The organism is Flavobacterium artemisiae (assembly GCF_042678225.1).
Lineage (GTDB): Bacteria > Bacteroidota > Bacteroidia > Flavobacteriales > Flavobacteriaceae > Flavobacterium > Flavobacterium artemisiae.
The window spans coordinates 31,024-56,574 of sequence record NZ_JBHUDZ010000017.1 but is presented as its reverse complement, the minus strand read 5'-3'; the positions used below and the strand labels follow the sequence as shown (position 1 = coordinate 56,574).

Annotated in this window: 24 protein-coding genes; 7 read left to right on the top strand and 17 right to left on the bottom strand. The window is 33.3% G+C overall.

All coding sequences use genetic code 11. The annotated features are described in order from the left end of the window. Positions 1-95: 95 nt before the first annotated feature. The 3 genes from ACFSC2_RS19185 to ACFSC2_RS19175 form a co-directional block, all read right to left on the bottom strand. The gene (locus ACFSC2_RS19185; RefSeq protein ID WP_379813944.1) at positions 96-539 is read right to left on the bottom strand and encodes a hypothetical protein; all 444 of its coding nucleotides are present in this window, start codon (positions 537-539) and stop codon (positions 96-98) included. A 214-nt stretch (positions 540-753) separates the two neighbouring features. Next, positions 754-3,099: a GH92 family glycosyl hydrolase gene (locus tag ACFSC2_RS19180; protein ID WP_379813945.1), complete on the bottom strand. Its 2,346-nt coding sequence runs from the start codon at positions 3,097-3,099 to the stop codon at positions 754-756. Positions 3,100-3,114: 15 nt separating this feature from the next. After that, positions 3,115-5,403, bottom strand: a complete 2,289-nt coding sequence (locus tag ACFSC2_RS19175; RefSeq protein WP_379813946.1) for a GH92 family glycosyl hydrolase — start codon at positions 5,401-5,403, stop codon at positions 3,115-3,117. A gap of 136 nt (positions 5,404-5,539) precedes the next feature. Between ACFSC2_RS19175 and ACFSC2_RS19170 the strand changes: the two genes are divergently transcribed. Further along, entirely contained in the window at positions 5,540-6,163 is a 624-nt protein-coding gene (locus ACFSC2_RS19170; protein ID WP_379813947.1) for a M949_RS01915 family surface polysaccharide biosynthesis protein, read from the top strand. Between the two features lie 89 nt (positions 6,164-6,252). Here ACFSC2_RS19170 and ACFSC2_RS19165 read toward each other — a convergent pair whose 3' ends face one another. From ACFSC2_RS19165 to ACFSC2_RS19120, 10 genes are all read right to left on the bottom strand, one after another. Beyond that, positions 6,253-6,609, bottom strand: coding sequence for a hypothetical protein (locus ACFSC2_RS19165; RefSeq protein WP_379813948.1), 357 nt, complete (start codon positions 6,607-6,609; stop codon positions 6,253-6,255). Positions 6,610-6,710: 101 nt separating this feature from the next. After that, entirely contained in the window at positions 6,711-7,889 is a 1,179-nt protein-coding gene (locus ACFSC2_RS19160; protein ID WP_379813949.1) for an AIR synthase related protein, read from the bottom strand. Positions 7,890-8,045: 156 nt separating this feature from the next. Then, positions 8,046-9,530 carry a carboxypeptidase regulatory-like domain-containing protein gene (locus tag ACFSC2_RS19155; protein WP_379813950.1) on the bottom strand — a complete coding sequence of 495 codons (1,485 nt, stop codon included), beginning with the start codon at positions 9,528-9,530 and terminating at the stop codon, positions 8,046-8,048. Positions 9,531-9,584: 54 nt separating this feature from the next. Next, a complete protein-coding gene (locus ACFSC2_RS19150) occupies positions 9,585-10,946 on the bottom strand; it encodes a CsgG/HfaB family protein (RefSeq protein ID WP_379813951.1) in 1,362 nt (453 codons plus the stop codon). A gap of 1 nt (position 10,947) precedes the next feature. After that, on the bottom strand, positions 10,948-11,352 hold the full coding sequence (locus tag ACFSC2_RS19145) for a curli assembly protein CsgF (RefSeq protein WP_379813952.1): 405 nt from the start codon (positions 11,350-11,352) through the stop codon (positions 10,948-10,950). Positions 11,353-11,368: 16 nt separating this feature from the next. After that, on the bottom strand, positions 11,369-11,668 hold the full coding sequence (locus tag ACFSC2_RS19140; protein WP_379813953.1) for a CsgE family curli-type amyloid fiber assembly protein: 300 nt from the start codon (positions 11,666-11,668) through the stop codon (positions 11,369-11,371). Positions 11,669-11,694: 26 nt separating this feature from the next. Next, positions 11,695-12,099, bottom strand: a complete 405-nt coding sequence (locus ACFSC2_RS19135) for a hypothetical protein (RefSeq protein WP_379813954.1) — start codon at positions 12,097-12,099, stop codon at positions 11,695-11,697. A 6-nt stretch (positions 12,100-12,105) separates the two neighbouring features. After that, positions 12,106-12,639, bottom strand: a complete 534-nt coding sequence (locus ACFSC2_RS19130; protein WP_379813955.1) for a hypothetical protein — start codon at positions 12,637-12,639, stop codon at positions 12,106-12,108. Between the two features lie 65 nt (positions 12,640-12,704). After that, a complete protein-coding gene (locus ACFSC2_RS19125; protein WP_379813956.1) occupies positions 12,705-13,553 on the bottom strand; it encodes a hypothetical protein in 849 nt (282 codons plus the stop codon). Between the two features lie 407 nt (positions 13,554-13,960). Next, complete coding sequence (locus tag ACFSC2_RS19120; RefSeq protein WP_379813957.1) at positions 13,961-16,150, bottom strand: glutamine synthetase III family protein; 2,190 nt, start codon at positions 16,148-16,150, stop codon at positions 13,961-13,963. A 429-nt stretch (positions 16,151-16,579) separates the two neighbouring features. Here ACFSC2_RS19120 and ACFSC2_RS19115 point away from each other — a divergent pair, with 429 nt between their 5' ends. Next, the gene (locus ACFSC2_RS19115; protein ID WP_379813958.1) at positions 16,580-17,596 is read left to right on the top strand and encodes a glutamine synthetase beta-grasp domain-containing protein; all 1,017 of its coding nucleotides are present in this window, start codon (positions 16,580-16,582) and stop codon (positions 17,594-17,596) included. A 377-nt stretch (positions 17,597-17,973) separates the two neighbouring features. Continuing rightward, entirely contained in the window at positions 17,974-18,945 is a 972-nt protein-coding gene (locus ACFSC2_RS19110; RefSeq protein WP_379813959.1) for a TerC family protein, read from the top strand. Between the two features lie 66 nt (positions 18,946-19,011). Here the strand turns inward: ACFSC2_RS19110 and ACFSC2_RS19105 are convergent, their stop codons facing one another. The 3 genes from ACFSC2_RS19105 to ACFSC2_RS19095 form a co-directional block, all read right to left on the bottom strand. Continuing rightward, positions 19,012-19,530, bottom strand: a complete 519-nt coding sequence (locus ACFSC2_RS19105; RefSeq protein WP_379813960.1) for a hypothetical protein — start codon at positions 19,528-19,530, stop codon at positions 19,012-19,014. Positions 19,531-19,623: 93 nt separating this feature from the next. Then, positions 19,624-20,493 (bottom strand): alpha/beta hydrolase, encoded by an 870-nt coding sequence (locus tag ACFSC2_RS19100; protein ID WP_379813961.1) that lies wholly within the window; start codon positions 20,491-20,493, stop codon positions 19,624-19,626. 214 nt (positions 20,494-20,707) lie between these two features. Continuing rightward, complete coding sequence (locus ACFSC2_RS19095; protein WP_379813962.1) at positions 20,708-21,580, bottom strand: AraC family transcriptional regulator; 873 nt, start codon at positions 21,578-21,580, stop codon at positions 20,708-20,710. A gap of 451 nt (positions 21,581-22,031) precedes the next feature. Between ACFSC2_RS19095 and ACFSC2_RS19090 the strand changes: the two genes are divergently transcribed. The 4 genes from ACFSC2_RS19090 to ACFSC2_RS19075 all read left to right on the top strand — a co-directional run bounded on the left by ACFSC2_RS19090 (position 22,032) and on the right by ACFSC2_RS19075 (position 24,838). Beyond that, entirely contained in the window at positions 22,032-22,397 is a 366-nt protein-coding gene (locus ACFSC2_RS19090) for a T9SS type A sorting domain-containing protein (RefSeq protein ID WP_379813963.1), read from the top strand. A 466-nt stretch (positions 22,398-22,863) separates the two neighbouring features. Continuing rightward, positions 22,864-23,265: a T9SS type A sorting domain-containing protein gene (locus tag ACFSC2_RS19085; protein WP_379813964.1), complete on the top strand. Its 402-nt coding sequence runs from the start codon at positions 22,864-22,866 to the stop codon at positions 23,263-23,265. A gap of 424 nt (positions 23,266-23,689) precedes the next feature. Further along, positions 23,690-24,094 carry a secretion protein gene (locus ACFSC2_RS19080; RefSeq protein WP_379813965.1) on the top strand — a complete coding sequence of 135 codons (405 nt, stop codon included), beginning with the start codon at positions 23,690-23,692 and terminating at the stop codon, positions 24,092-24,094. A gap of 357 nt (positions 24,095-24,451) precedes the next feature. Then, positions 24,452-24,838: a secretion protein gene (locus ACFSC2_RS19075; protein WP_379813966.1), complete on the top strand. Its 387-nt coding sequence runs from the start codon at positions 24,452-24,454 to the stop codon at positions 24,836-24,838. An 82-nt stretch (positions 24,839-24,920) separates the two neighbouring features. Here ACFSC2_RS19075 and ACFSC2_RS19070 read toward each other — a convergent pair whose 3' ends face one another. Continuing rightward, the gene (locus tag ACFSC2_RS19070) at positions 24,921-25,541 is read right to left on the bottom strand and encodes a murein L,D-transpeptidase catalytic domain-containing protein (protein WP_379813967.1); all 621 of its coding nucleotides are present in this window, start codon (positions 25,539-25,541) and stop codon (positions 24,921-24,923) included. Positions 25,542-25,551 lie beyond the last annotated feature (10 nt).

Genomic DNA, 25,551 nt, shown 5'->3' with positions numbered 1-25,551 from the left:
CAAGAATAAAAAACCGACAATTACTTGTCGGTTTTTTTGTTTTGTATTTTCAAAAACTTTATCAAAGTTAATTTAATTTTTTGCCAAGATTGTGTTTATTTCTTTACTGGAAACTTCCAATCAAATTCATCTTTACTATTAATAATAGCTCCGATTTCAAATTTCACCACTTCATTAAATTCTGTTTGAAGAATAAACCAGTTATCTTCATTGAAATAATTTTCGAAAGTGTCAAAAGTCTCTTGTGTAAATTTTGTAATTTCTTTTGTTGCCAGATCTTTCTTTACATCAGCAATATTTCTTCCGATTAATTTAAATCCGAAAACTTCAAGATTACTGCTTGATGCTACAATATATCCTAATTTTAAATCTTCTTCTTGGTAAAAAGTCAATCTAGCTTTCAAGGCATTGTAAACAAAAATTACATTGTCATCTTCGTCGTTATAGTTTTTATCAGGTTTTCCTAAAACAGCTGTTACATCATTCTGTTTCATTCCGAAAAGCAATTTGTCGATTCCTGATTTTAAATTTATTTTCATATTTCTTCTCTTTGTTTAAAGTGCAAATTTCGTTTTTTTTTCGCCACGAATTCACGAATTATACAAATTATCTTTACCAATTAAGTATTAAAATTTCACGAAATAGGTTTGGTCGCTAAGTAATAGTCGTTAATATATGTATAATTTATAACTCTTAATTTTAATTAGACCTAACAGGTTTTTGAAACATGTTAGGTATTTCTAATCGGTTTATTTATTTTTTATTCGGTTTTGAACTCATATAAAAAATAATTTTGCCACCATTCATAACATCTGAATGTTTTAAAAATGGTTTATCTAATTGTTTTCCATTCAAAAGAACTTTACTGATAAAAACATTTTTATCGGATTGATTTATCGTTTCTACTTCAAAAGTTTTCCCGTTTTCTAAATTTAAAACGGCATTTTTCATCAGCGGACTTCCTAAAGCGTATTCGTCAGAACCTGGTGCAACTGGATAAAATCCTAAGCTGCTAAAAATATACCAAGCACTCATTTGCCCGAAATCGTCATTTCCTCCTAAACCATCAGCTCCATTTCGGTACATTTTTTTCAAGATCATTCTAATTTTATCCTGCGCTTTCCACGGAGAATCTGTCCAGTTATACAAATAAACTACGTGATGCGAAGGTTCGTTTCCGTGAACATAATTTCCGATGATTCCGTCTCTCGTAATATCTTCTGTGTTTTCGAAATATTTGTCTGGAAGATGCATATTAAATAATGAATCCAAACGAACTTTAAACTTTTCATTCCCTCCCATCAATTTAATCATTTCGGCAGGATCTTGCGGCACATATAAACTATAATTCCACGAATTACCTTCTATAAAACCCTGCCCGTGTGTATCAAGCGGATCGAATTCTTTTTTGAAAGTTCCGTCATTTAATTTAGGACGCATAAAACCTGTTTTAGCATCGTAAACGTTTTTGTAGTTTTCAGCTCTTTTAATGAATTCATTATAAATTTCAGTTTTCCCTAATTTCTTTGCTGCCTGCGCAATCGCCCAGTCATCATAAGCATATTCTAAAGTTTTTGAAACCGAAGATCCGTTTTTGTCTTCAGGAACATAACCTTTGTCCATATAATATCCCAATCCATCATAATACGGAACTTTCGCAGTATTCACGCAGGCTTGCAACGCTTTCTCAGCATCGAAAGAAATATTTCCTTTTACAATGGCATCGGCTACAACGGAAACGGAATGATATCCAATCATACACCAGTTTTCATTGGCATAATGCGACCAAACCGGAAGCATTTTATGTACGCTTTGATCAGAATGCGCTAGCATCGAACTTACCATATCTCCATTTCGTTTTGGCTGTACAATATTAAATAAGGGATGAAGCGCACGATAAGTATCCCAAAGCGAATAACTCGTATAATTGGTAAAGTTTTCTGCTTTATGAACATTCATATCCAAACCTTTATAATTTCGATCTAAATCCATATATTCTGTCGGACCCAAAAACGCATGATACATCGCTGTATAAAAATTGATCAAATCTTCTTTTTGAATAGTTTGTACTTGAACTTTATTCAATTCTTTATTCCAAATTTCCTGACTTTGTTTTTTTACTTTTTCGAAATCCCAATCTGGAGTTTCTTTTTTCATATTTTCTAAAGCTCCTGCCGAACTTACTGGTGAAAGTGCCATTTTTATTTTGATTTTTTCTCCTTCATTAGTATCAAAATCAAAAAACAACTTTAAGTTTTGTCCTGCCATTTCTGGAAAATTCTTTGTCTGATCAAATTTTCTCCAGAAACCTCCGTAAACATTTTTTTCTACAGCTGCCTGTCCGTAACTTTTTATCGGTTTGCTAAAAGACATGGCAAAATAAACGGTTCTTGTTCTTGCCCATCCGTTGGTCTGGCGATAACCTGTTATCAAAGTATCGTTTTCTACACGCACAAAAGTCCAAACGTTCTTTTTATCATAATTGTAAATTCCCGCTGTTAAGTCCAAAATAATATGTGCATCGTTAGATTTTGGAAAAGTATATTGATGCATTCCCACACGTGTTGTTGCCGTAAGTTCTGCTTTAATATTATGATCTTCTAAAAGCACGCTGTAATAAGCCGGCTCTGCTTTTTCTGTTGAATGAGAAAATGCAGATCTATACCCAGATTGCGGTTTTGAAGCGACTCCAGGGTTTAACTGTAATTTTCCAGTAGTAGGCATAATTAAAAAATCGCCCAAATCAGAATGGCCTGTGCCGCTGAAATGTGTGTGGCTGAAGCCTACAATTGTTTTATCTTCATATTGATATCCCGCACAATATTTATAGACTTCACCATTATATTTTCCGTTTAATCCGTAAGCAATTGTGTCGGTTTCCGGACTTAGTTGAACGCTCCCAAACGGAACCGTTGCACCTGGATAAGTATGTCCCATTCTCGCAGTTCCAATCATCGGATCTACGTATTGAATGAGGTTTTTAAGTTCAATTTTCTTTTCCTGCGCTTTTGTGCAATGCGAACCTCCAACAAGTAAAACCGATGATATAAACAACGTTTTACAATAGCTGAAAGATTTTAAAGGGTTCAATTTAATCATTATAGTGGTAATTTATTATTCATTTGAAAGTGAGTACGGAGCATCTTTTTTGCTGTCTCCTCTCCTTTTATTTGGTTCATTTTTCATTTCAAAATCAATGACTGCTCCGTTGATTAAGTCTTGATGTGTAAAATAATTTTTCTCGTATTCTGATCCGTTCAGAAACGCTTTATCAATATATTTATTATCCGCTGAATTAGCTGGTGCATTAATTATAAGCTGTTTCCCGTTTTCTAAATTGACTGTGACTTTCTTGAATAACGGAGCTCCAATAACATATTCATTACAAGTTGGACAAACTGGATAAAAACCTAAAGCTGAAAAAACATACCAAGCCGATGTCTGTCCGTTATCTTCGTCTCCGCAATAACCGTCGGGTGTTGGTTTGTACATTCTATTCATCGTTTCACGAACCCAATATTGTGTTTTTGAAGGCTCGCCCGCATAATCGTACAAATAAATCATGTGTTGAATCGGCTGGTTTCCGTGTGCATATTGTCCCATATTTGCAATCTGCATTTCGCGAATCTCATGAATAACCTGACCGTAGTAGGTTTCATCAAAAATTGGAGATTCAGAAAAAACTTTGTCAAGCTGTATTACGAATTTATTTTCGCCTCCCATCAATTCTATCAAACCATTTATATCATGAAAAACAGACCAAGTGTAATGCCAGCTATTTCCTTCTGTAAAGGCGTCTCCCCATTTAAAAGGATTAAACGGACTCATAAATTTACCGTCTTTGTTTTTCCCGCGCATTAATTTGGTTTCGGGATCGAATAGGTTTTTATAATTAAAACTTCTTTTTTTATACAATTCTATTTCATCGTTTGGTTTCCCAAGTGCTTTTGCCAGTTGATAGATAGAAAAATCATCGTAGGCATATTCTAATGTTCTCGCGGCATTTTCGTTAATTGTAACATCATAAGGAACATATCCTAAACTATTATAATATCCAGCGCCATAACGGCCGACAGCTTTTAAAGGTCCTTCATTATTGGCTCCATGAATTAAAGCTTGATACAAAGTTTCAATATCATATTTATATTTTTCTTGGTTTTTTAAATATGCTTCCGCAACAACAGAAGCCGAATTATTACCAACCATAACATTTCGCAAACCCGGACTTCCCCATTCCGGAAGCCAGCCGCTTTCTTTGTAAGCATTAACAAGTCCTTCCTGAATCTCATTATTTACATCTGGGCGTGTTAGATTTAACAAAGGAAATAATGCTCTAAAAGTATCCCAAAATCCAGTATCGGTATACATATATCCAGGAAGAATTTCTCCATTGTACGGACTATAATGTACTGGTTTTCCGTCTTTATTATATTCGTATAATTTTCTTGGAAAAAGCATTGTTCTGTACAAACAAGAATAAAAAGTCTGGTTTTGAGCTAATGTTCCGCCTTCTGTCACAAAAGAACTAAGTGATTTATTCCAAGCCGTTCGACCTTTTTGCTTTATGGTTTCGAAACTATCCGAACCAATTTCTTTTAGATTTAATTCGGCTTGCTCAAAACTTATAAAAGACGAAGCCACTTTTGCAGTAATAATTTCTCCCTTTTTCGTTTTAAAACCGACTACAGCTCCCACATGATCTGCTGTAAGTTCTTGTTCTGTTTTGAGTTGTGTACTGTTAAAAGTATTTATTGTTTCAAATCGTTCGTCGAATTGTATTACAAAGTAATTTTTAAAATTTAGAGGCACTCCTCCACTATTTTTGGTTGTGTACCCAATAATTTTATTTTCTTTCGGAATCACTTTAATATATGATCCTTTATCGAATGCATCAATAATAATATGAGCATTTTTCGTTTCTGGAAAAGTAAAACGAAAATAAGCAGCTCTTTCTGTAGGCGTTATTTCGGTGGTTACATCATAATCTGCCAGATAAACGCTGTAATAATAAGGATTTACAATTTCAGATTTATGCGAAAACCAACTTGCTCTATCATTTTCATTAAATACCAATTTTCCAGTAGTCGGCATAATCGAAAACTGGCCGTAATCGTTCATCCACGGAGATGGTTCATGAGTTTGCTTAAAACCTCTAATTTTATCGGCTGCATAAGAATAAATCCAGCCGTTTCCCATTTTTCCAGTTTGTGGTGTCCAGAAATTCATTCCCCACGGCAACGCGATTGCAGGGTACGTATTTCCGTTTGAAAGTTCGGGTTTCGAATCACTTCCTATTAGTGGATTTACAAAATCTACTGGTTCATGAACTTCTGTTGTGATTATATTTTGTGCTTCAATAATCTGACTGAAAAAAGCTAATAAACCTAGAAGAAATAATCTCATATTCGTTAGTTAATGGTTAATTTTTTAAGAATCTATTTTTGAGAGAAAATTACAATAAATATGTTTTATAAAAAATATAAATTGAGGTAAAGTAAATAGGTTTTGAATATCTTTGGTTTATTAAACGCCTGAATTCATGAAAAATGCTATCCTCTTTTTATTCTTAGTTTGTTCTACAATTGTTTTTTCGCAGAAGAATACCGATTTACTTTTAGATAAAAAACAGATTGAGCAGCGTGAACTTAACGGTCTGACGGATTTTCCTATTTACAAGGCTTATGAATTTAGTGATAAAGGCGGTGTTTATGAATTAGTGTTAGCCGAAAACCAGAAAAAAATCGCTAAAAAAGATACTTTAAATACTAAAATACAGGCGGTTTGTGCCGTAAACGATCATGGCGGTTTTTTAGAAAAATGGAGAATTAATGATTTTCTTGAAGATTACGATCCGAAGGAAACTACTATTTGGTTTTGGACAAAATACTGCAGTTTTAAAGATCTTGACGGCGACGGTTATATTGAACCAATAATTGTTTACGGCTCTAAAACTCAATATGATGAAATACGCCGAATAAAAATTATTACAGTTTATAAAAACAAAAAATATGTAATTCGCGCTGTAGAATGCGACTTAGATCATTGCAGAAGTTTTAAGAAAGATGCCGCTTGGAATACGCTTCCGCAAAAGGTAAAATCTTATGTGGATCAATTGGTTATTAAACTCCGAAAAGAACAAAATCTTCTTTTGAAAGATGGATAATTTTAAATTCCAATATTGTGAAATTCCAAAATAGTCTCGCGAAAAACTTGAAACCTGAAACTTGAAACAAAAAAAACTAAAACAAAACCCTATTCGCTCATTTCATCATAACGCACGGGAACCTGCGGGTCGTAAAGCGGTAGTTTGAATTCTTCCATGACATCAACCAATTTGTTCATGGTTTTTCCTTCAGTTCCGTAGCAGTCAATTTTTACACTTTGAAGTGTTGTAATCACTTGAAAAGCCCCTTTCCCCTTTGGATTTTTCCAGCTGTTTTCATCCACTCTTTCCCAATCAGAGAAAACAGAATTGATTCTATTTACGATTACTTCAATTTGTAATACAGCCAGACCTTCAACTTCTTGTTTTTCTACAAGCGCTTCATAAACTTCCTGATTGTTTAGGTAAATTTCGTCTAGATATCTCCAAAAAAGTAATTCGTACATACTCGTTGTTTTTTTGAAACCATATAAGGTATATAAGTAAATTAAGTTATTTGTTTTCTAAACTAAATGAACTTATATAACTTATATGGTTTAATTTTTTTTTAATAATTGAATGTTCCGTATTCGCTTGTAATGGTAAGTTTTTTAGCATCTGAAGCTTCTACTCTACCTACGATTTGTGCATCAACATTGAATGATTTTGAAATTTCAATAATATCCTGCGCGACATTTTCTGGAACGTAAAGCTCCATTCTATGCCCGCAGTTAAAAACCTGATACATTTCTTTCCAATCTGTTTTTGATTGTTCCTGAATTAATTTAAACAAAGGAGGAACTGGAAATAAGTTATCTTTTATTACGTGTAAGTCTTTTACAAAATGTAAAATTTTAGTCTGCGCACCACCGCTGCAATGCACCATTCCGTGTATGTCTTTTGGTGTGTATTTGTCTAAAATTTTCTTGATAATTGGTGCGTAAGTTCTTGTTGGAGAAAGTACTAATTGCCCAGCATTTATCGGACTATTTTCTACCTCATCTGTCAAATTTACCTGCCCAGAATAAATTAATTCTTCTGGAACTGCTGCATCATAACTTTCTGGATATTTTTTCGCCAAATATTTTCCAAAGACATCATGACGTGCAGAAGTAAGTCCGTTACTTCCCATTCCGCCATTATAGCCTTTTTCGTAAGTTGCCTGACCAAAAGAAGCTAAACCAACAATTACATCTCCAGCTTTGATATTAGCATTATCCACAACGTCGCTGCGTTTCATACGTGCTGTTACGGTAGAATCGACAATAATAGTACGAACAACATCTCCAACGTCTGCAGTTTCCCCACCTGTTGAATGAATGGTTACACCAAAAGATTTTAATTCGTTGATTAATTCTTCTGTTCCGTTGATAATTGCTGAAATAACATCTGCTGGAATTAAGTTTTTATTTCTTCCAATTGTTGAAGAAAGCAAGATATTATCTGTTGCTCCAACACATAATAAATCATCGATATTCATGATTAAAGCATCCTGAGCGATTCCTTTCCAAACAGAAAGATCTCCAGTTTCTTTCCAATACATATAAGCCAAAGATGATTTTGTTCCAGCTCCGTCTGCGTGCATAATCAAGCAGTGCTCGTCGTCTTGCGTTAAATAATCTGGAACAATTTTGCAGAATGCCTGCGGAAATAAACCTTTGTCAATATTTTTAATGGCGTTGTGTACGTCTTCTTTTGATGCCGAAACACCTCTTTGTGCGTACCTTTTGCTAGAATCTGAACTCATGAAAATTAGTTTGTGTTGATGTGGTGCAAAGATAATCCCTTTTTTTAATTCTTTTATTGATTCAGATACTTGATTGCTAAAAAAAATCGGCAGAAAAGATCTTCTGCCGATTTCCTCGAAATAAAATTGGTTATGAAAGCACTTGGCTTGTTATTTTTATTCCCAATCGGGCATTGCTGTTCCTGTAAATAATGTGATTCTTGAGTTTGCTACGCCAATTCCCGTTTTGACCGTATTTTTTACCGAAATTCCATCGTTTGAAGTATTGGTAAAAATAAGTTCTGCCTCATTTGGAGAATAACGAACATCTAAATCATTTGTCCCTATGACTTTTTCGGTTGTAATTTCATAAGAATTCCCAAGAATAAAACTGTATTCAAAAATTTTGGAATCCAGTTGTCTGTAACTGCTATTTTCAAAACCGGTAATATCACGGGTATAAACCAGTTTTTGTCCCGATACTGAAAAATTTAATCCGCTTACTGCTCCTGGAAGCCCTCCTAAAACTGGCGTTTCTACAACTCCTGATGGATTTATAACATAAATTTCTACTCCATAGCCGCTAATGTCATTTACTTTAAGTGCAATTTTAGAACCATCTGCACTCCAATCGCATTCTGATATAAATTTACCATTTGGTGTTTGGAAGATTTTTGCTAAACCGCTTCCATCACTTTTGATTCGGTATAATTTATCAAAATTTGGATAAATAAATTCGCTTCCAGAAGCATTCCAAGAATATCCTAAATAATTAGAATTAAATCCTGCTATTGGCACAGAATTAGTCACTTTAGTAATTCCAGTTCCGTCATAATTCATGGTATAAATATCATTTTGTGAACCGTTTGTTCCGATAAACGCAATTTTCTGCGCTTGATTATTTCTTCTCGGACGCCAATAATTTTTATCTGAGCTTGTTAATTGATATTGTTTTCCAGCATCATCGGCGGTAAAAATTACATTGTTACCGTTTATCGTTTTTACAAATAAATATCGTGTTGATGGAAACGGTACTGTTGTAAACGAACTGATAACACTTAAAACTGGTGTATTTATACCATCGTTTACAGACACCTGCCAATAATATTTGGTTCCGTAAATTAAATCTGTAACGGTTAATTTTTTATCTTTTATATCGGCAAAAATTTTAACCTCACTATTTTTATCATTTCGTAATGTAACGGTGTAGGTCATTACATCATTATCAGGATCTGTAACCGTCCACGTAAGATCTAGATTCACTGCCTGATTAGTACTATTATCTGCTGGCGCTACTAGTACAGGAACTGTTGGTGGTTTATTATTGGCTGTAGATTTACTCAATTCAAAAACAATCTCTGCTGTATTATTGACGGTTACGGTTACGGCTTCAAACTTGGCGACAAATCCATCTTTTTGAGCCTGAAAAGAATATTCTCCTGTTTTTACATTTGAAACTGTAAATTTTCCGTCGGCATCTGTAAATACTGTACTTGTTGTCGGACTCGATAGTATTTTTACGTTTTCCATTGGTTCAAAAGTATCGTTGTTTACCACTTTACCTGTCACGGTTCCGAACTCTGTATCGCCAATTTTTTCTTCGCTGCAAGAAACCAAAAACAATAAAAAAAGTATGCTCGTTATTTTATATAAATACTTCATTGCTGCTTGTTTTAAATTTTAAACTTAATTACTTATAAATTCCTAAATGCTGTTTTATTTCTTCTTTGTTCCAAAATAAAACGTCAGCCCTAATCCGAATTTATAATAGTAATCATCTCTGGTTCCCGCTTTTTTGTAATCAACATTATCGCTAAAATTGATATTTTGTTCTGCAAACAATTTTATACCTAAATAATCTGTCGCCATATATTCTAAACCAGCACCAAACTGCACTTTACTATAGGTATTTTCAAATTTCCTGTTCATTGCAAAACCTCCTCCTCCATAGAGATAAGGTGTAAATCGGTCTTTGGGAAGCAAAATCCATTCGAGATTTAAGTCGTAAGTGATATAACCGACATCTAAAAGATTTTTATTTGCCAGATTAACTACATTGGTTGAAGCACTTAAAGTGAAACTCGGCGTGAGCATAAATTTTAGAGCACCTCTTCCAAACGGTCTAAAAAGCGGATCTTTATAATCGCCATCCATTAACGTTGCACCGCCAGAAATTTCGATTCCGAACTTGCTTCTTCTTTTTTCAAGAGTTCTTCCGTAAAGTTCTGTTACTTCTGCCGTTCTGGTTTCTTCTTTATAAGCTTTAATTAAATTGTCAACCTGCCATTTTGGAGCATCGGCTTCCCAGATATTATCTATCAAGCCTTCTAAAACTAAAGATTCAACGGCTTTTTCTATTGCTTCGGTCACCGCCATATGAACAGGCTCATTGGTAGTATAACCTGTTTCTACTTCTAAAAGTCTTTTAAAATTGACATATCTAAAAAGACTTTCGTCAATTGCCTGAGACAAAATGGTTTTGGATATATAAACTGATTTTAGAATTTTTCCATTTGAGGTAGAAATCATTCGAAGATAAATTGTAACACGATCCTGACGGTATTTTACAGACGCTCCCGCTCCAAAATATCTTGCTCCAAATCCGCCAGTAATAATATTCGAATCATATGAAACTATACCTCCTTCTAATAAAACTCCAGCATACAAAAGCGGTGTCAATTGAGGTTCGTTCGGATTGGCATTTTTGACATATTCTTGTCTCGTTGCACGAATAAGATTTCGTTCTTGAAGCAGGTTTCCAATATTTTCACGTTCAATTGGAACAAACCATTTAGAGTCTTCTAACGCTTTGATTAATATAGAAGTAGCACCCTGCGTAACGGCTGTGCTAAAACTGCTTCCGTTTTCCTGCGGTTTGTATTGTCCAGTCTGGTCTCTAAATTTGTAGACACCAACGACAACCTGTTCTTTTGGTTTTGGCAGATCTTTTAGTAATGATGTAGCAGGCGTACCCTCTCCCAAAACAGCTTTTTGAACTCCAGTGGGTTGATTGTAATAAGCGCCACAACCAGTTAAAAGAAATCCAACTAGTATAGATAAGTAGTAATGTAAGCGCATGTTATTTATTTGGGATGATTACTTGTGTTTGTTCTCCTGTATTGGTATCTAAAATATTGAGCGTTAAACCATCTGCTGACGGGTAAACGTCGACCGAATAACTTCCGAAAGTATAAGAACCTTCTTTGATACCATCTGTACCAAATTGCTGTTTGTAAAGAGAACTTGAAATCTGACTTAATAACTGCGAATTTAAATTGGCTTTAAATCTTTCTAAATCAGTTTGCTGTGTAGTGCCAGCAGTTTTATCTTTTTGCTTATTTTGTGCTTCGGCACTGCTTAAAAGCCATTGATAATTAAAGGTATCTCCACCAAATGCCGGATTGACTGGTTTATAAACCAAGGCTTGCGCATTTATAAACGGAGAGATGAAAAGTACTACTGCGAAGGTTAAAATAAATTTCATGGCGCTAATAATAAAATTAATACTGAGTGAAATATTTGCGTTCTTTTTCTTTTTCTTTCAAATAAGTAAAGGTTGCATTTACAGATTCTTCTGCAACTGCTTCTAGAAATTCGTCATCGGGTCTGGCCAAAAATTCATAAATAACTTCATTATCAATGGATATTGAAATGGCTGTATTTCTGGCAAAACTATATTCTTCACCTATTGTGACTATTTTTTCTGCATTTATCCCAAGTTCATTGTATTTGTAATAATACCTGTCGTAAAAATCTTTTCCCATTTTTGTTTTGGTATCATCGGTAATGATGCCTCTCAAAACAAATCCATCAACAGGAAGAATTATTACATCGTCTTTTTTTTTTCTTCACCAAGAACCACACGATCTTTTGCTATAATCTGCTTGTCATCATCATAAAACAAGAGCAAAACAATTACTTCGTCATCTGCCGAAAGATTAATCTGTGATGTCGATAATTTCTGTATTTCGTTGGGCTGTAATGTAAAAACACCAACCTGGTCATTATTAGACTGATTATTACTTTTATTATTATTTTTTATTACAGACATTTTATAAGCAGCGCTCCGAATTACATCTGTCAGATTCTCGGCTGTACCAGTAATTTTTACGGTACCTTCTACTTGTACGATTTCTAATTTTGCTTTGATCTTATCCTGAGGCACCTGCCCGTAAATCAAGGAAGAAAAAAGAGCAATAAAGATTGTAATATGTCTGTTTCTAAAAAGCATGTTATTTTAGTTGTTTATAAGAATTATGGAAGCTCCATTTCCTGTCTGCGTAATTTTCATGTTTTTTGACATCGAATTGGTTCCAATATTCTGAATGTTTTGATTATCACCTTTTTGAATCATTTCCATATTGACATTATAATTGGTATATAATGTAAAATCAGAAATTTTGTTGTTATCGCCTTGCTGCGTAACGCCTTGTGTGATTGTTTTGGCATTTTTATCTAAGAACAACAGATTGTAATCACCATTTTGATCTACTGCTACCTTAGTATCATTTGATTTTAAAGAAGCATATACTCTATTAAAATCACCGATTTGCTGTATCACTACTCCCGATTGAATTCTTGAATTTAATTCCTCACGCTCTTTTTTATCCAAATTAGAAACGGCATTAGAAACAATGCTGAAGGCTTTTTCTTTTGAATTAAAAAGAGAAGAACTATAGTTTTTAAATTCTGAATTTTCATCTTTTCCCTGCGCCAAAAGCATAGGACATAGAACAAATAGAAATACAATATTTAAAATGAAAGCTTTCATCTTGACTGATTTAAATTAAAAAAATGTGATAACCGTTCTATGGCTATCACATTTTATTTTAGCTTTTACATTCCTGATTGAGTAACAGTAATTGTATTCAAGTTTCCGTTTGAAAACGCAACACTGCTATGAGAAACACCTGTTTGAGTTACAGTTGCAGTATTGTTGTTACCAATTTGCAAAGTGCTTTCTTTCAATTTAGTACCATCTTGAGATGTAGTAGCTTTGTTTTCATTACCATATTGATAGTGGTATGATTTGTTACCATCTGCTACAGAAGTTCCAGCTGGAGCTTTTTGTGTCTGCCATGATTTGTTTTTAACACCTCCTTGAGTAGCGTAAGCATAGTTACCATCCCCATTTTGAGTTTGAGTAGCTTCGTTAGTGTTATGAGGAGCAAATGGCACACTCACAGCATTAACAGCTGCTAATTGAGCTGCATTGAAAGGAGCTCCTGTTGGTTTTTCGTTTCCAGTTGTTCCTTGATCAATAATAGCTTCGTTGTTTTTCCCTGTTTGTACCTGAGTTGCTTTATCAAATCCGCCTAATGCTGATGCTGGAGGAGCGATTTGATCTTGCCAGATTGTTGCTTTGTTCCAGTCTCCTGTTTGAGTTTGGTAAGCTTTGTTGTCATGGTTACTTTGAGAAGCAAATGCAGTATTGTTATTTCCTTTTTGTTTTACATCTGCTGCATTGTTTTTGGCATTGTAAATTCCTGGCTGAATTCCTTGATAAACTTCTGATTTGTTCGAATCTCCTAATTGGTCAATCTTAGAATCATTCGTTTGTCCATTTTGGTTCACGATACCAGTATCAGAATTTCCTACCTGATTTACTGAAGAGGTGTTACCTTGAGCGATTGCCGCTACTCCTACAAACAGCATCGCTGAGATGCTTAAAATTACTTTTTTCATAATAAATATATTTAATTGGTTATTAATACAAATTATTATGTAGGTGTCTTTGCAGGTTGTTGTCCTGGGGAGGAAAAAAGGGGGGCTTAAAACATCATTTGAAAACAAAAATCTGTTTTTATTTTCTCAACTTCATGACCAAAATTAGAAAACTTATCCAAATTCAAATCAAGTACAAATACCTATTTTACAACATCTTAACCTCTTTTCGATGAAATGTAAAACTATCTCGATGAACTGCCAAAACCTCTAAAAATTTTCATAGGAAAAAAGTTACTTATTACAATTTGTTTACAATTATGGCTCTTCAATTATTAAAAACAACCCTCAAAAAGCATTATTTTAATATAATGACAAAAAAAAACCTGTCTATTTAAGACAGGTTTTAACAAATTTTATAGTAAGATCTATTTCGTAAATAACAATTCTCTGTATTTAGTCAACGTCCAGCTTTCATCATCAACCAATAATTCCAGTTTATCGCAGTGATTACGAATGTCTTCAAAATAAGGTTTTACATTATTACAATATGCTTCAGCCATTTTTTGAGCATCGGTCAATTGATTGGCTTTCTTTCTTTCATTAGTCATTGCCAATACCTTAGAATTAATTCCTTCAATATGACCAGAAATCTCTTTAATTAAAGTAATCTGTTCTTTTGCAATGGTTTCAAATTCTTTTCCGAAAATCTCTTTTAAACCTTTAACGTTTTCAATTAAAGTATTTTGATAACGAATAGCAGTCGGAATTACGTGGTTTCTTGCAATATCTCCTAAAACTCTTCCTTCTATCTGGATTTTCTTAGTGTATTCTTCTAATTCAATTTCGTAACGCGCTTCGGCCTCAACGTGATTAAAGATTCCTAATTCCTCAAATAAGTCCAAAGCTTGTTTAGAAACTTTAGCTTTAATCGCTTCTGGAGTAGTTTTAAAGTTACTTAAACCTCTTTTCGCTGCTTCTTTTTCCCAAGCTTCACTGTAACCGTCACCTTCAAAAAGGATCTTTTTAGATTGTTTGATGTATTCTCTCAAGACATTAAAGATAGCATCATCTTTCTTCATGTCTTTAGAATCAATAAGATTGTCTACTTCAATTTTAAAATCTTTTAATTGTTTGGCAACGATAGCATTAAGTGTTGTCATTGCGTTCGAACAGTTTGCATTTGAACCCACAGCTCTAAACTCAAATTTGTTTCCAGTAAATGCAAAAGGCGAAGTTCTGTTTCTATCTGTATTATCCAAAAGAACGTCTGGAATTTTACCCACAACATTCAGTTTTAAATCTGTTTTTTCTTCTGGCGAAAGTTTTCCTGTTGTTACGCTTTCTAATTCTAATAAAACTTTTGACAACTGTGCTCCAATGAAAACCGATATAATAGCCGGCGGTGCTTCATTTGCTCCTAATCTATGATCGTTGCTTGCTGTTGCGATAGAAGCTCTTAATAAGGTTTCGTTATCGTTTACCGCTTTTATTGTATTAATAAAGAAAGTCAAAAACTGTAAATTGCTCATTGGCGTTTTGCTCGGACTTAATAAATTAACTCCCGTATCTGTTGCCAAAGACCAGTTATTGTGTTTTCCAGATCCGTTTACACCTTTAAAAGGTTTTTCGTGAAATAATACTTTAAAGTCATGACGTTCTGCAACACGCTGCATTACATCCATTAATAAAGAGTTATGATCTACTGCAAGATTGGTTTCTTCAAAAATCGGAGCCAGCTCAAACTGATTTGGCGCTACCTCATTATGACGCGTTTTTACTGGAATTCCTAATAACATACATTCTTGTTCCAGATCTCTCATATAAGTAAGCGCGCGAGTTGGGATTGATCCGAAGTAATGATCATCTAACTGCTGTCCTTTTGCAGAAGTATGACCTAATAAAGTCCTTCCTGTCATCATAAGATCGGGACGAGAATTTGCCAAAGCTTTGTCAATCAAGAAATATTCTTGTTCCCATCCTAAAGTTGCAGTTACTTTTTTTACGTTTTTATCAAAATAACGACAAACTTCTGTTGCTGCTTCATCCATTGCTGATAAAGCTCTCAACAACGGAATTTTATTATCTAATGCTTCACCTGTGTAAGCAATAAATACTGTCGGTATACATAATGTTGTACCATATATAAAGGCTGGCGATGTCGGATCCCAAGCTGTGTAACCTCTGGCTTCAAAAGTATTTCTAATACCTCCGTTTGGGAAACTTGATGCATCTGGTTCTTGCTGTACCAATTGTGCTCCGCCAAATTTTTCTACAGGATCACTACCGTCATACGAAGTTTCAAAAAATGCATCATGTTTTTCTGCCGTAGTTCCTGTTAATGGCTGAAACCAGTGTGTATAATGTGTTACTCCTTTTGCCAGCGCCCATTCTTTCATGCCCATAGCAATATAATCTGCCAGTTTTCGCTCTATTTTAGTTCCGTGTTGAATCGCATCACGTACTCCTTTAAAAGCATCTGAAGTTAAATACTGCTTCATTGCTTTTTCATTAAAAACATTTGAACCAAAAAGATTTGATTTTCTGTCTAGTTCTTCAAAATGCACCGGCTTTCTTGTAGAAGCTTCCTTTAAAGCTTGAAAACGTAATGTTGACATGGTTGTAATTTTTAAAATTCGTAATCAATTTCATTAAAAAAATGAAGAACAAATATAGAAAATAAAAATGCCTGTTTTAAATATTAATTCGATAAATTTAGTCGACGATTTTGCAACAGAAGAAGCTTTTTTCAAAGAATAATGAATTCAAAACGAAGAAATATAACAAAAGTGTGCGGTAATATTGATTAAATAAACATTTTTTCATAATTCCTTAACCGATAAATTCAAAAAAGTATCGTAATTATTACGAATTTGCCTTTTTAGAGTTACTAAAATTACTTTTTTAAAAATATACCCCATTCAAAATTGCAGTTATCCAAAAAATAATACTTCATTAAACAAAATAGCCCCCTAATTTTTAGGACTAAAAAAATAAATCTATATTTGACCCAACGAAAAAAAACAAAAAAATTAATTTATATTATTATGGCTAAAATTAAGTTAGAGTACATTTGGTTAGACGGATATGAACCAACTCAAAATCTTAGAAGTAAAACTAAAGTTGAAGAGCATGAAAATTTCAAAGGAACATTAGAAGAACTTGGAAACTGGTCATTTGATGGTTCGTCAACAAAACAAGCTGAAGGTGGTTCTTCTGACTGTCTTTTAGTTCCTGTTGCAATCTACCCAGATCCAACTCGTATCAACGGATGGTTGGTAATGTCTGAAGTTATGTATGCTGACGGTACTCCTCACCCATCTAACGGTAGAGCTACAATTGATGATGATAATGAAGATTTTTGGTTTGGTTTCGAACAAGAGTATTTCATCATGGATACTAAAACACAACTTCCACTTGGTTTCCCAGTTGGAGGATACCCTGCTCCACAAGGGATGTACTACTGTTCAGTAGGTGGAAAAAACACACACGGTAGAAAATTAGTTGAAGAGCATGCTGATTTATGTATCGCTGCTGGAATCAACTTTGAAGGAATCAACCAAGAGGTTGCTTGCGGACAATGGGAATTCCAATTATTCGCTAAAGGTGCTAAAAAAGCTGGAGATGAAATCTGGGTTGCTCGTTACCTATTAGACCGTTTGACTGAGAAATATGGTTACTATATTGAATATCACCCAAAACCTCTAGGAGATACTGACTGGAATGGTTCTGGAATGCACGCTAACTTCTCTAACACTGTATTAAGAACATGTGGAGATCAAGCAACTTACGAAAGAATCTGTGAAGCTTTCCGTCCTGTTACTGCTGAGCATATTGCAGTTTACGGAGCTTACAACGACCAACGTTTAACTGGTAAGCACGAAACTGCTTCTATCCACGATTTCTCTTATGGAGTTTCAGACAGAGGATGTTCAATCAGAATTCCTTTAATGACTGTTCAAAAAGGTTGGAAAGGTTGGTTAGAAGACAGAAGACCAGCTTCAAACGGAGATCCATACAAAATTGCTGCTAGAATTATCAAAACTGTTAACTCAGCGCTATAATTCAAAGCTTAAATTATATTTTTTAAAGTGCCGTCATTTATTTGACGGCACTTTTTTTATTCAAAAATTAACCGTAAAGTCCGCTAAGAATTTCATTAAAGAAGTAGAAATACTTCTAAATAATTTGGCAAAGCTTTGTCAGCACAAAGCGTTGCGAACTTTTCTGCTTTTTCATTAAAATCACTAAAAAAACCTTTGCGCTCTTTGCGGTTAAACCTTTTCTCATAGCAAAATCAACAAATAGCAAGTTTTTCTACAGTGTTTTTTGTACAATAAAAACAACCAAACATTGAAATTTTGAAACGAACTTTCTTAATAATTAACTTCTAGTTAAATTTCATGACTTATCTTTGTAAATCATTAAAAATCCAAAAGTTATGATAGTCTGGTCACTCTTTTTACTTGCTGTAATTTTTATTCTTGCTTTAGATTTAGGCGTATTCAATAAAACACCACATATTATTAGTACAAAAGAAGCCAGTAAATGGACACTAGTCTGGGTTACTTTATCATTTCTTTTTTCTGGAGTTATTTATTGGCTTTACACAACAAATTATATTGAAAATCCTGACGCTCTTAAACCAATGGATGCGGCGATGAAGTTTATAACAGGTTATTTAATCGAACTTTCATTAAGTGTTGACAACATATTTGTGATTGCAATTATTTTCGCTTCATTTAAAATTCCGCAAAAATATCAGCACCGGGTTTTATTTTGGGGAATCCTTGGAGCTATTATTTTCAGAGGTTTAATGATTTTCTTCGGCGTAATGCTGATCAATAAATTTACTTGGACGACTTATGTATTTGGTATTTTCTTGGTTTTTACTGCGGTAAAAATGTTGTTTTCTGGAGAAGAAGAAGATTTTCATCCAAAAGATTCTTTTGTCTACAAAACTTTAGGAAAAGTAATACCGATCACTTCTGAAATGGATGGCGAAAAATTCTTTATCAAAACCAAAACGGCAAAAAAAGCGGCAACACCTTTATTCGTTGCTTTAATTGTTATCGAAGTTATGGACGTTTTGTTTGCAGTAGACAGTGTTCCGGCCATTTTAGCTATTACCAAAGATCCGTTTTTAGTATTTAGTTCTAATATTTTTGCGATTCTTGGTTTACGTTCTATGTATTTCTTCTTGGCTAATATGCTGGCGAAATTCAGCTATTTAGAATACAGCTTAGTAGCCATTTTAGCCTTCGTTGGATTAAAAATGCTGTTACACGATTGGATCCAAGTTCCAGAATGGGCTTCTTTAGGATTTATTGCTTTATCACTTTTAATCGGAATCTTGGTTTCGTTGAAGTTTGGAGAAGAGAAAGTATTAAGCGATAATGCAAGTGAAGAATAAAATCTTATACATATAAATAAAAAAGGAAATCTTGCGATTTCCTTTTTTATTATTTCCATTTAAGCATTAAAACTTAATTTCTTGTATCTGAGTTTCACTCAATTTAGCAGCTTGCATAACTTCAGAAAAATTATTCTTATTTACTTTTGCAGCAAAATCAGCAGGAACAACGACAATTCTAAAAATTTGATTCAATCTAAATGAATTTAGTTCTGCATCAGTAAGACTATTACCATTCATATAAATATCAACGAAAGAATCACTAAATGTAAAATCAAAAGAAAAATTTCTTGTTCCATCATCAAAAAAGTGAGTTTCTGGTAAAAACTCCCAAACATCTCTACCGCTATCAACTCCTCCAAATCGATAAACTAAAACAACATCAGAGTCAAATAATCTTTGAGGAAAATTAAATCTTACTTTATAATTATTTTGTGCAGTAAAATTATAGTAGTTACTGGATGTATTTTCATAAACTGTTCCAACAATGTTAACCCCATCTTGTCCCGGAGGTCCTTCTGGTCCTTCACAACTCGAGAATACGATTAATCCAACAACAGCAAATAAGGTAAGTATCTTTTTCATAATATTTCTTTTTTAAGGTTTATACTATATAAAGGTATTCCAAAAATCAAACCAAAAAAAGTAAATTAGATTAAAATTGCATTAGAAACGGTCTTATTTCTTTGTAACCTGTTGGTTTTTAAGCAATATTTTATTAAAAAATAATACGTGATACGGAAGCGAATTTTCCCAATACTCCCAAGTATGTGCGCCTGGACGTTCTGTGTAATCGTGGTCTACTTTGTTATAAACCAACCTTCTGTGCAATTCTCTGTTTGGTTCTATCAAAAAATCGTCTACGCCGCAGTCTATAATTAACGGAAGTTTATTCGCTTTTAATTTATCGGCCATTCTTAAAACAGAATTTTGTTCGTACAATTCCGTATTACCGCTTTTATCGCCAAAAACAGGCTGCATTAATTTTACAACTTGGGCTGCCGAATCTCTATTAAGCATTGTACCCATATCCACAGCACCACTCATGCTTCCGGCCGCACAAAAAAGATCAGGATGTCTCGCGGATAAATATAACGCACCGTGTCCTCCCATAGAAAGTCCCGTAATAACTCTACCGTTTTTATTGGCAATTGTGCGGTACGTTTTGTCTACTTTCTGCACTACTTCCTGAGTAATAAAAGTTTCAAACTGACTTTCTTTATTAACTGGACTGTCCAAATAGAAACTAAATGTTTCTCCTTCGGGCATAACAATAATCATATTGTATTGATCTGCAAGATTGTGAACTAATTTTTTGTTTGGAGTATTTTTAAGCCAATCGCCAAAATGTCCGTAGGCGCCATGTAACAAATACATTACCGGAAAACCTGTTTTGCTTTTTGCATAAGAATTGGGTAAAACAACTGCAGCCTTATACGTTTTTCCCATAGCGTTACTGGCAACTTGCAGCGTGTCTACTTTTGCAGCATATGTCATGGTGGTAAGACAAAGCAAAAATGCAGACAATAACATTTTAAATTTCTTCATTTTTTTTATATTTTTTTTCTGATTAGGGTTTGTAAATATACTTTTTTTCATAATAAAACATATGAAAAATCCGACTAGTTTTTAGGATAAAAAAGATGGCAGCGAATGCACGGATTTCACTACACTCCAAAACATTTAAAATAAAAAGCCACGAATTCGCGAATTAATATTAAAAAAATTCGTGAATTCGTGGCTAAAAAAACTCAGCTAAAAACTAGCTAATTATAATCTTATGCTCGTGACGGTATTGTGAAGCGCTTTTACCTGTATATTGTTTGAATGATTTACTGAAATGACTGAAATTATTAAATCCGCTTTCGTAACAAACTTCATTTATACTCATTGGCTGTTCTGCCAAAAGTTTAGAAGCGTGTACCAAACGGTATTCATTTACAAATTCGGTAAATGTTTTGTTTGAGATCTTTTTAAAATAACGACAAAAAGACGGCGTAGTCATACTAACCAAACTCGAAACCTCATCTACAGAAATTGACTCCTGAAAATGATCTTTTACGTAGTTAAAAACCACATTAATACGATCATTATCCTGCGTTTGTAACTCCATCGAAAATCCGTCGGCATTGAGTACAGTATATTCTTCAGACGATTCTAATTCATCCAAAATACTAAGAAGAGAAAGTAAACGCTGAAAGGGTGGTTCATTTTCCATCATTTCTATTTTCTTACCTATTCTATTTTTAGTTTCGCCTCCAAAAGCGATACCGCCTTTAGCCTGACTCAAAATGTTCTGAACTTTTTTCATTTCTGGAGCCACGAAAAATTCATTACCTAAAAATTCAGGCTTGATATGAATTACAGTTTCATTTGTATTCCCTGTTTGCTCGTTCGTAAAACCGCAGTGCGGTAAATTAGCTCCTATTAAAAGTAAACTACCATTGGTATAATAAGAAACATGGCTCCCTATTTGTCTTTTTCCAGCCCCGCCATTTATATAAACCAACTCAATCTCTGGATGATAATGCCATAAATGAGCTTTGCTATTGGTCTTTTCGGCGTGTTTAGTGTAGGTAAAAGAACTTCCGTATGAGTTAGTTATCACTTCAAGAGCTGGGGCAATTGTCTTCATGATAATTTCTTTAAAAAATAATAGCAAAATTAACAAAAATACCTAAAATAATTTAAATTTTAACCTACAACGGTTTCGCAACTGAGAATATTTCATTAAAAACCAAATAATACTGATTGTGATTTCACACCAAAACATCGCTTTTTTTTCAGTCTTATATTTTTATTCGTTTATTTTTTTACATAATTCATTTTATACATACTTTTTATAAGGATATGTCAAATTTGTAAGAAAGTCGGTAGTTTTTAAGAAACCCTGACTTATAGCAAAACATTGAAAAATAACAATCAAATTAACGAAAACATAATATAAAACTCAAATTTTAACCTATAACGGTTTCGTAAATGAGAATATAGCACATAAATTGGAAAATACAGATGTTAAAAAAACATAAGTGCTGCAGTAATTTTGACATCAGAGAAATAAACTAAAAATTTAAACATAAAAGATTATGAAAAAGGTTTTAAAATTAAGTTTAGTATTAGCAGTACTTTTTACAGGAATGAGTACTTATGCAATCGATGGTAACGAATCTCTTAACTTTCATGTATTGAAAGGAAAAGGAAAAGTAATCACTTTCGGTATTAACCAATTACAAAAAGCTTCTATTAGTATATATGATACAAATGGAAATGTTCTTTACACAGAAAACGCTTCTGGAAAAGAAGGAATCTTAAGAACTTTCAGTTTAGAAGAATTTCCACAAGGAACTTACTTCTTAGAAGTTGCTGACAATTACAAAAAAGTAAAATACGAAATCACGGTAACAGAAAACAGTTCTGTATTATCTTCTAAAGGTACTACTTCAGTTTACTAATAAAGATTTCTTTAATATAAGTGTTTCTTCACGGCACTTTAAAATTTTTATACTTTAATACAGTATAAAAAGTGAGGTTAGATAGTTAGTAAGTTAAAAACTTTCAAAAGTTTTAAAAACAGCTCTTTGTGGTTACTGAGCTGTTTTTTTTTTGCTTTTATTTTTTAACCGCAAAGAGCGCAAAGAGAAAACGCAAAGTCCGCAAAGAATATAAAACTTTGCGAACTTTTGCGAAAAAACTTTGCGCTCTTTGCGGTTAAACCATTTTTCGCATATTTCATTAAAACGTTAAATTAAAATTACCGTTTTAACCAAAACGTTGAAAATAATTCAAATTTTAACCTATAACGGTTTCGTAAATGAGAATACAGCATAGAAATAAGCAAATACAGTTGTGTACTAAAACATACATCCGAAGTAATTTAGCATCAGAGAATTAGAACTATTAATTTAAAAACTAAATACTATGAAAAAGATTATTAGAATGAGTTTAGTAGCAGCGTTGCTTATTTCAGGAATCAGCACTTACGCAATTGATGGAAATGGAGAGTTTAATCTTCATGTAATTAAAAACAACGGAAAATTGGTTTCTTTCGCTCTTAACAAAACGCAGAAAGCTAATTTAACGATCTACGATAAAGACGGTTCTGTAATCTATTCTGAAAATGCTTCTGGCGCTGAAGGAATTTTGAGAACTTTTAGTTTTGAAGAGTTTCCAGAAGGAACTTACTTCTTAGAAGTTGAAGACAATATGAAAAAAGCAAAATATGAAATCAATATAACAAATGATGCTGTATTATCAAGAAATGCGGTTTCTTCTGTTTACAAATCAGATTTTGCAAAAAATACAAGTGTGGCAACACGCTAAAAAAGTTTTATACTTTATACAGTATAAAAAGTGAGGTTAGATAGTTAGTAAGTTAAAAAACTTTGACAAGTTTTAAAAACAGCTCTTTGTGGTTACTGAGCTGTTTTTTTTTGCTTTTATTTTTTAACCGCAAAGAGCGCAAAGAGAAAACGCGAAGTCCGCAAAGAATATAAAACTTTGCGCTCTTTGCGGAAAAACTTTGCGCTCTTTGCGGTTAAATCATTTTTCGCATATTTTACCAAAACGTTAAATTAAAATTATCGTTTTAACCAAAACGTTGAAAATAATTCAAATTTTAACCTATAACGGTTTCGTAAATGAGAATATAGCACATAAATAGGAAAATACAGATGCGTACTTCATTACATAGTATAACTAATTTAGCATCAGAGAATTAGAACTATTAATTTAAAAACTAAGTATCATGAAAAAGATTGCAAAATTGAGTTTAGCGGCGGCGTTGCTTTTCACAGGGATCAGCACTTACGCAATTGATGGAACTGGAGAATTTAATCTTCATGTATTAAAAGCTAATGGCAAACTAATCACTTTCGCACTTAACAAAACGCAGAAAGCGAGCTTAGCTATTTATGACAAAGACGGCACTCTTATTTATTCTGAAAATGCATCAGGAAAAGAGGGGATTTTAAGATCTTTTAGTTTGGAGGAATTTCCAGAAGGAACTTATTATTTAGAAGTAGAAGACAATGTTAAAAAAGCAAAATATGAGATTACAATAGACAACGAAACTTCTGTTTTATCCAGAAATGCAGTTTCGTCAGTTTATAAATCTGATTTTGCTAAAAACACAAGCGTAGCGACACGCTAAAAATAAATTTTTTAAAGAATTTTGAAGAAAATTTATTTATTTTTTTGATTTAAGAAACAGCTCTCAGATGGTTCTAGAGCTGTTTTTTTTGTTTTTAATCGATAGTAACGCAAAAAAAATTAACACTTTGAAAAAATATTCTTATAAATTAAAAATCGGACTTAATAAGTGTTAAAAAAAACATTCTAAAAAATAAATCCGCAACCCCTGTATTTACGTACATAGCGTAAACAAAATACAGAATTGGTTTGAATTCAGCATTTTAAGCTTTAAAAAACACGCTTTTTTTGCATTAAATTAAATTTGTATTTGTAGTTTTACGCATTCCACATTTAGTAATTAACAATTTAAAAAAACATGACAAATTTTACCAAAGCCGGGTTCGTTGCTGCCTTTTTTTTAGCAACATTATTTTCTTACGCCATCGATGGAAAGGGAGATTATATTTTGAATATCCAAACTGGAAACGGAAAAGTAGTTAGCTTTACTTTAGACACAGTTGAAAATTCTTCATTTTCTATCTATGACGAAAATCACAATTTACTTTATGCGGGAGAATCTGCAGCAAACAAATTAGAAATTTCTAAAACAATCAGTTTAGAAGGTTTTCCAGCTGGAACTTATGTTTTAGAAGTGAAAGCAAACGACAAAGTTGCTACACACGAAATTAAGGTTGCTGCCAAGAAGGCAAAAACTGTTAAAATGGACGAGTCTGTGAACCACAATCCTGGATTCCGTCGTTAACCGCCTTTTTTGCCCAACAAAAAAAAGAAAGCATCCGCATTGGCAGCGGATGCTTTTTTTTGTTATAATAGTAAACTAAGAATTAATAGTAGATATCTAAAACAATCCTTTTATCAGATCTATCAATTAGTTTTTCAATTCTTGAATAATACTTTTCGTTAACCATCGGACAGCCGTAACTATTGCAAATAGGTTCATCCTGCTCTTCATAAGGAACTTTACGATATTTATGCAAAACAATATTCCTCAAAAAGGCATTATCGTTTGTTTTGTCTAATCCGTATAGTTTGTATGCTTTTCCGAAATCTCCATTATAACTATATCCGATATAATATTTTCCTAATGCAGTACACAAGGAGTTATTGACATTGCTGAATTTTAATTTGTTCTTTTTTCCCGTTTCAGAGCCGGAACCGTGGGCTACCAAACCTCTATCGATTATTTTGTCATTTTGCAGATCGTATACAAAAAATCTATTCTTTCCAGAACTTATTTTCATATCTATAAAAAAGGCCGTTTTATTGTTGTATTTTGAGTTTCCAGCAATTAGCTTTTTAACTGCTTCTACTCTTTTATAAAGTTTATGTTCTGCTTTTTTATCAAAAGAATGAATTTCAGTCTTCTTACTGAGGCTATCTAATAATGTTACAGCGCCAAATATGACGATTATAATTACCAGTAAAGAAAAAACTATTCGCTTCATGATTTTATGA